The organism is Campylobacter concisus (genome assembly GCF_002913865.1).
GTDB lineage: Bacteria > Campylobacterota > Campylobacteria > Campylobacterales > Campylobacteraceae > Campylobacter_A > Campylobacter_A concisus_AM.
The window spans coordinates 1-5513 of sequence record NZ_POYX01000093.1; the positions used below are offsets into that span (position 1 = coordinate 1).

Below are 5513 nucleotides of genomic sequence, written 5' to 3' on the forward strand. Positions count from 1 at the left end.
ATCTAAAAGGAGATATATGCTTTTTAAGCGTAACAAAATCATTTTCAACATCCACCTAATAATCGGTCTAATCGCTGCCATACCGCTACTTATCATGACGCTTGCGGCGCCATTTGCCTCTTACAGAGAGGAGATAAAATCTGCGATAAATGAAAAATATATAAATTTAACACCTAGCGAAAAGCCAAATTTAAGCTTAAGCGAGATCCTCGCCAAGGCAAAAAGTGAGATCAAATTTGACACGCTTGAAAACGTACAAATCGGCGGCGAAAACAAAGCTTATAGCATCAGCGTCACTAAAGATAAAAAGCTCTTAAATTTCTTTGTCGATCCAAGAAGTGGCGAGGTGATCAGCGAGGACTGGGGCGAGAAAACTCGCATGATAATACTAAGCCTGCATAGAAATTTAGGCCTTGCCCTGCTTGATAGTAAGCTCCCAGCAAACATCGGCAAGCAAATAGTCGCCATTAGCTCAATCATCATGGCACTTCTTGCCATAAGCGGCCTCATCCTCTACGCCCCAGCGATCAAGCGAAATTTGCTAAATTCGCTCAAAATCAAGCCAAGTGCAAAGGGCTATGCCTGCTTTTACAACCTCCACACGAGCCTTGGCACATACGTGGCGATCCTGCTTGTCGTGATGTCGCTAACTGGACTTTACTGGTCTTATGGCTGGGTCAGAAGCGGCGTAAATAGTATATTTTTCGAGCTAAAGCCAAGCCAAGCACAAAGAGCAATGCCACAAAGAAATTTGACCCCAATAAGCGATGATAAATTTAAAGAGATCGAGACTGCGGAGCAAATTTTTAAAGACAATGTCACGCTAGAGCTAAAATCACTCACGATAAACGTGCCTGAAAACAACCAAAGCACCTACACCATAAACTACGAAACTAGCGAGAGCCAAGTGGGCAAACTAAAGCTTGACGCGAGCGCTGGCAAGATCAAAGAGAACAAGCTTGTTAGCAAGGCTGATAGCATCCCAGAGGCTAAAAAAGCGGGCCGCAAGGTGCTTAGCCTGCACACTGGAGAGATGTTTGGCGAGGTCGGTCAGATCGTCTTTGCCATCTCTTGCGTGATCGCCGTTTTGCTTATCATAACTGGCTTTTTGATGACCATAAAAAGGAGCAAAGCCATATAAATAAAAGTAAATTTTTACCTTGCTTTGGGTAAGATTTTAAGAAATTTTTACCACAAACAAGAGAGAAATTTATGAACAGAAAACGCATCTACAACCCAAGTTCAAATGAAAATTTGACCGACAGAAGAGTCTTTAACGGCAACCCACACGGCATTTTAAATTTCACCAAGGCAAAATACGAGTGGGCGTTAAAGCTGTGGGACCTCATGGAGGCAAATACATGGTTTCCAAAAGAGGTCGATACCACCGACGACGTGCGCGACTACGCCTACAACCTCACAGAGGCTGAAAAACGCATGTACGACCTAGTCTGGAGCCAGCTCATCTCGATGGATAGTTTTCAGACAAACAACCTAGCTGACAACATCAACCCTTACATCACCGCACCAGAGATCAACGCCGTGCTAAGCCGCCAAGCCTACGAAGAGGCAAACCACAGCAAGTCTTACGCTGTCATGGTCGAGGCGATCTGCGACAACACCGACCTCATCTACGAGATGGAGAAACACGACGACGTATTGCGCGAGAAAAATGACTACATCTCAAGCGTCTACGAGGAGCTTGCAGGCGAAGTGACTGACGAGAAGCTACTTCTTGCGATGGTGGCAAACCAAATTTTAGAGGGCATTTATTTTTACAGCGGCTTTACAGCGATCTACGCTCTAGCTCGCGCTGGCAAGATGCTAGGCTCAGCGCAGATGATCCGCTTCATCCAACGCGACGAGATCACGCACTTGCTTTTGTTTCAAAACATGATAAACTCGGTCCGCAAGGAAAGGCCTGACCTTTTCACACCTGAGACTGAGGCGAAAATTTATGATATGTTTGAAAAAGCTGGAAATTTAGAGATAAAATGGGGCAAATACATCACCCAAAACCAAATAATGGGCTTTACCGACGATATCATCGAGCAGTATATCCACTATCTCATCGACCAGCGCCTAGTTGCGATCGGCCTAAAACGCAAATACAACGTCGCTCACCCGATCAAATGGGTCGATGACTTTGCTAAATTTAACGATCAAAAGTCAAATTTCTTTGAAGCAAAGGTGACAAACTACAGCAAGGGAAGCATTAGCTTTGATGACTTTTAAAAATGGCATCTTAGCCCTTGCCTGCGTGCTTTTGGCTGGGTGTGCGAGCAGTAGCCAAAGGATCGTTGACATGGCAAACCGAGATAATATCGTAAATTTCCCCGCCCACAAACTTGTTAAAGTAAAAGAGACAAGCCAAGCGGAAGTCTATCAAGAGATGCCAAACGGCGAAATTGCACCAAGTTTCGCACCGCTAGGATCTGTTCTAGGAAATGACGTGATGCTTGGCATAAACAAGCAATGTGGCTTTGAGGCAAAAGACCTAAAAGAGATAAGAGTGGTCTTGCATGATGAGGTTAGAGGTCTTGGCTTTGAAGTCTGGGTCTTTAACGACCCGCTCTCGCAGAGGGAAGACAAAACCACAGCTATAAGCGTTATTTTAAAAGCTACGCCAAACATCGGTGGCACGGATATAAACTACAAAATTCCAAAAGACTGCCATGATGAAAAACCTATGATATTTGTATTTGAAAAATAAATGAGCGAAAATTTAAACCTAATAAGCCTAACTTTAAAGGCAAAAAGTGCTACTGAGCGCCTAGAAGAGCTTGCAAATTTAGTTGAGGCTGCACCCAAAAACTCTCTCCTGCTTGCAAGCGAGCTTTGTATCAGCGGATATGACTTTGACGGCTTTTTTGCTGGGGCGAACAAAGCTATGCTTGGTGGCATGATAGGCAGCTTTGATGCGATGCTGCTTGAGCGCTTGCAAGAGGCGCTTAGCCCAGATAAATTTCTAGGTTTTACGCACCTTAGCAGCCTAAACAAAAGCGCAGGGCTCGCTCAAATTTCAAATCTAAATCCGCACCAACCAAAAATTTATAACGAATTTTTGCTTCTTAACTCAAATAACGTCTTTCATTCGCAGTTTAAGGCTGAGCTTTTTAGGCCAAATTTAGAGCATGAGATCTTTGCAGCTGGCGATGTGAGCGATATAAACGCATTTACATTTAAAGGGCTAAAGCTTGGCGTACTGATATGCTTTGAGCTGCGTGATAGCAGGCTTTGGGCAAAACTAAGAGGGTGTGACATCATCATGGTGCCAGCCATGTGGGGCAAGGCCAGAGAAGAGGCCTACCTTAGCCTTTGCAAGGCGCTCGCGATCGCAAATAACTGCTACGTCATGATATCAAGCTCGCTTGATCTTGAGCTCGCTGGGGTCTTTTTGCCAGATGGCACGCTGGAGCAAAGCGCAGTTTTTGACGCAAATTTGATCACGCAGATAAAGAAAAATTTAGGGCTTTTATAAATTTTAAGATAAGCTTTAAATCGTATAATAACGATTTAAAATTTGTTTAGGATAGAAATTTTGACCCAATTAGAAGCGATAAAATGCCAAAATTTAGCTAGCGACATAGCCGATGAGATCACGCTAAGTCCGCTTTTGTTTGACGCGATATCAACGACCGAGCGTGAAATTTTCGTGCCTATCCCTGCACATGCTTACAAGCTTGACGCGCAGCCGATCCTTGGCAACCAATGGATCAGCTCGCCGCTAACGGTGGCAAAGATGACGATGGCGCTGGAGTGCGAAAATGTGGATAACATCCTAGAAATAGGCTGTGGCAGTGGCTATCAAGCAGCGATACTAAGCAAGCTCGCGCATAGAATTTTTAGCGTCGAGCGCATAGAAAAGTTAGCTATGGAGGCAAAAAAACGCTTCGAGGCGCTAAAGATCAAAAACGTACACGTAAGATATGACGACGGCAACAACGGTTGGCGAAGCTACGCGCCGTTTGATAGGATTTTACTCTCGGCTGCTGCTGATGAGATCTCGCCAAATTTATTCGCTCAACTAAAAAATGGCGGCATCTTGGTCGCTCCGATGAAAAAAGATGGCAAGCAGTTTATCGCTAAATTTAGAAAAGATGAGAGTGGAAATTTAGAAAAAGAGTTTTTAGACGAGTGCCTTTTTGTACCACTTCTTGAGGGCAGAGAGTAGAGGCTTTTACCTCTACAACTACCACCTAACCAGCCACTCACCGCTTGGGTGCTGCGTAAATATAAGATCATCAAATTTTGTAGTTTCTTCGCCATCTGCTGTGATAAATGTAACGCTAAAACTAAATGCGTTTTTGGCGATAAATTTCACATTTTCTATACTCAAGATATCGACGTTGTCGCTACAAGTGCCACTAGCCCTTTTTGAATGGCTATCATCTCTTCGTAGCGCAGGTGCCCTTGTGCCTGCTTCCATAAATTTATCATTTTTATTAGCCCTGTAGCATGCCATATTTGCTAAAAATTCTTGCATCCTAGGCTTTGCGCTGTCAAATTTCGCTTGATACTCCTTTGGCACCTTAACGCCCAAAATAGCGCCTGGCACCGTCTGACCAACTAAATTTCTACTTTTTGTTAGTATTGGCTCGCTTTTTGGCTCACAAAAGGCAAAGCTGCTAAAAACGGCACAAAGCGCAATAGCAAGAAGTGATTTTGTTTTCATTTTTCTCCTTTTTAAGTAGGAGCCATTCTATCTTGTGCTACTTAAAAGTTACTTGAGTTATAAATTTAAAGAATAAATGTGAGTTTTTAGGAGAGGCAAAGCCTAAGCCTTGCCTTGAATTAGAATTTATAAGTGTAGCCTGTGTAAATTCCCACGGTTGTATCCCTTAGCTGAGCGCCACTATTTTTCTTATAAAATGTCTTATCAGCCTTTAAGCCAAACTCAAGCGCGTTGTGAGCGTCAAATGAGTAGATACCACCAGCTTTTGCGCCAACTAGCAAGCCTTTGAAATTTTTCTTACTAGTTTCGTTTTCAAAGCTTTGTCTAACACTTAGATAACCAAGACCAGCATAACCGCCAAGCACGGCTTTAAAGTTTTCTGTGATGTTTGGAGTGTAGTCAGCGCCTGCTAAAAGCTTATGTTTGCTCCATTTTGCGTCTGCTTCGCCAGCATTTTTTCTAGCTTTAAAGTCATAGTAGTAGCCACCATACGCTCTATAGCTGTCAAAATCATAACCGCCATAAAAGCCAAGTCCGTAGTGACCTTTGTTGAAGTTATTTTTTTCGCTTTTTGCGATATTTTTAGTTTTGATCTTTGAGTTAAACGAATAATCGCCCTCGCCACCGACAAATGCACCTTGCGCAAGTGCAGCTGAACTAACTAAAGCTAAAACCAAGCTTGATTTTACAAGTAAATTTTTCATACTTCTCCTTTAAAAATTTTCGTGATTTTACTATTACGCGTTTAATCTATATGAAATTTAAATTTAACAAAGCCCTATTTTTCGCTATTTTTACCCTTTAAAATTTAAATTTATTTATATTTACTATTAAATTT

General features: G+C 42.7%; 7 protein-coding genes. 5 read left to right on the top strand and 2 right to left on the bottom strand.

Annotated features, from left to right (window positions below; genetic code table 11):
* Nucleotides 1-16 precede the first annotated feature (16 nt).
* The 5 genes from CYP77_RS06100 (at nucleotide 17) to CYP77_RS06120 (ending at nucleotide 4174) form a co-directional block, all read left to right on the top strand.
* A complete protein-coding gene (locus CYP77_RS06100; RefSeq protein WP_103566748.1) occupies nucleotides 17-1141 on the top strand; it encodes a PepSY-associated TM helix domain-containing protein in 1125 nt (374 codons plus the stop codon).
* Between the two features lie 71 nt (nucleotides 1142-1212).
* Complete coding sequence (locus tag CYP77_RS06105; protein ID WP_009494790.1) at nucleotides 1213-2235, top strand: ribonucleotide-diphosphate reductase subunit beta; 1023 nt, start codon at nucleotides 1213-1215, stop codon at nucleotides 2233-2235.
* Complete coding sequence (locus CYP77_RS06110) at nucleotides 2222-2713, top strand: hypothetical protein (RefSeq protein ID WP_181001425.1); 492 nt, start codon at nucleotides 2222-2224, stop codon at nucleotides 2711-2713. The genes CYP77_RS06105 and CYP77_RS06110 overlap by 14 nt, the downstream gene beginning before the upstream one ends.
* On the top strand, nucleotides 2714-3481 hold the full coding sequence (locus CYP77_RS06115; protein WP_103566743.1) for a carbon-nitrogen hydrolase family protein: 768 nt from the start codon (nucleotides 2714-2716) through the stop codon (nucleotides 3479-3481).
* 60 nt (nucleotides 3482-3541) lie between these two features.
* Nucleotides 3542-4174, top strand: coding sequence for a protein-L-isoaspartate(D-aspartate) O-methyltransferase (locus tag CYP77_RS06120; RefSeq protein WP_021088454.1), 633 nt, complete (start codon nucleotides 3542-3544; stop codon nucleotides 4172-4174).
* Between the two features lie 18 nt (nucleotides 4175-4192).
* Here CYP77_RS06120 and CYP77_RS06125 read toward each other — a convergent pair whose 3' ends face one another.
* A complete protein-coding gene (locus tag CYP77_RS06125) occupies nucleotides 4193-4675 on the bottom strand; it encodes a hypothetical protein (protein ID WP_103566741.1) in 483 nt (160 codons plus the stop codon).
* 119 nt (nucleotides 4676-4794) lie between these two features.
* The gene (locus tag CYP77_RS06130) at nucleotides 4795-5379 is read right to left on the bottom strand and encodes an outer membrane protein (protein ID WP_021089211.1); all 585 of its coding nucleotides are present in this window, start codon (nucleotides 5377-5379) and stop codon (nucleotides 4795-4797) included.
* Nucleotides 5380-5513: the final 134 nt, after the last annotated feature.

What these genes read in the sequence shown, in the direction of transcription:
- CYP77_RS06100 (WP_103566748.1), top strand. Translation starts at nt 17, where the DNA reads ATGCTTTTTAAGCGTAACAAAATCATTTTCAACATCCACCTAATAATC.
- CYP77_RS06105 (WP_009494790.1), top strand. Translation starts at nt 1,213, where the DNA reads ATGAACAGAAAACGCATCTACAACCCAAGTTCAAATGAAAATTTGACC.
- CYP77_RS06115 (WP_103566743.1), top strand. Translation starts at nt 2,714, where the DNA reads ATGAGCGAAAATTTAAACCTAATAAGCCTAACTTTAAAGGCAAAAAGT.
- CYP77_RS06125 (WP_103566741.1), bottom strand. Translation starts at nt 4,675, where the DNA reads ATGAAAACAAAATCACTTCTTGCTATTGCGCTTTGTGCCGTTTTTAGC.
- CYP77_RS06130 (WP_021089211.1), bottom strand. Translation starts at nt 5,379, where the DNA reads ATGAAAAATTTACTTGTAAAATCAAGCTTGGTTTTAGCTTTAGTTAGT.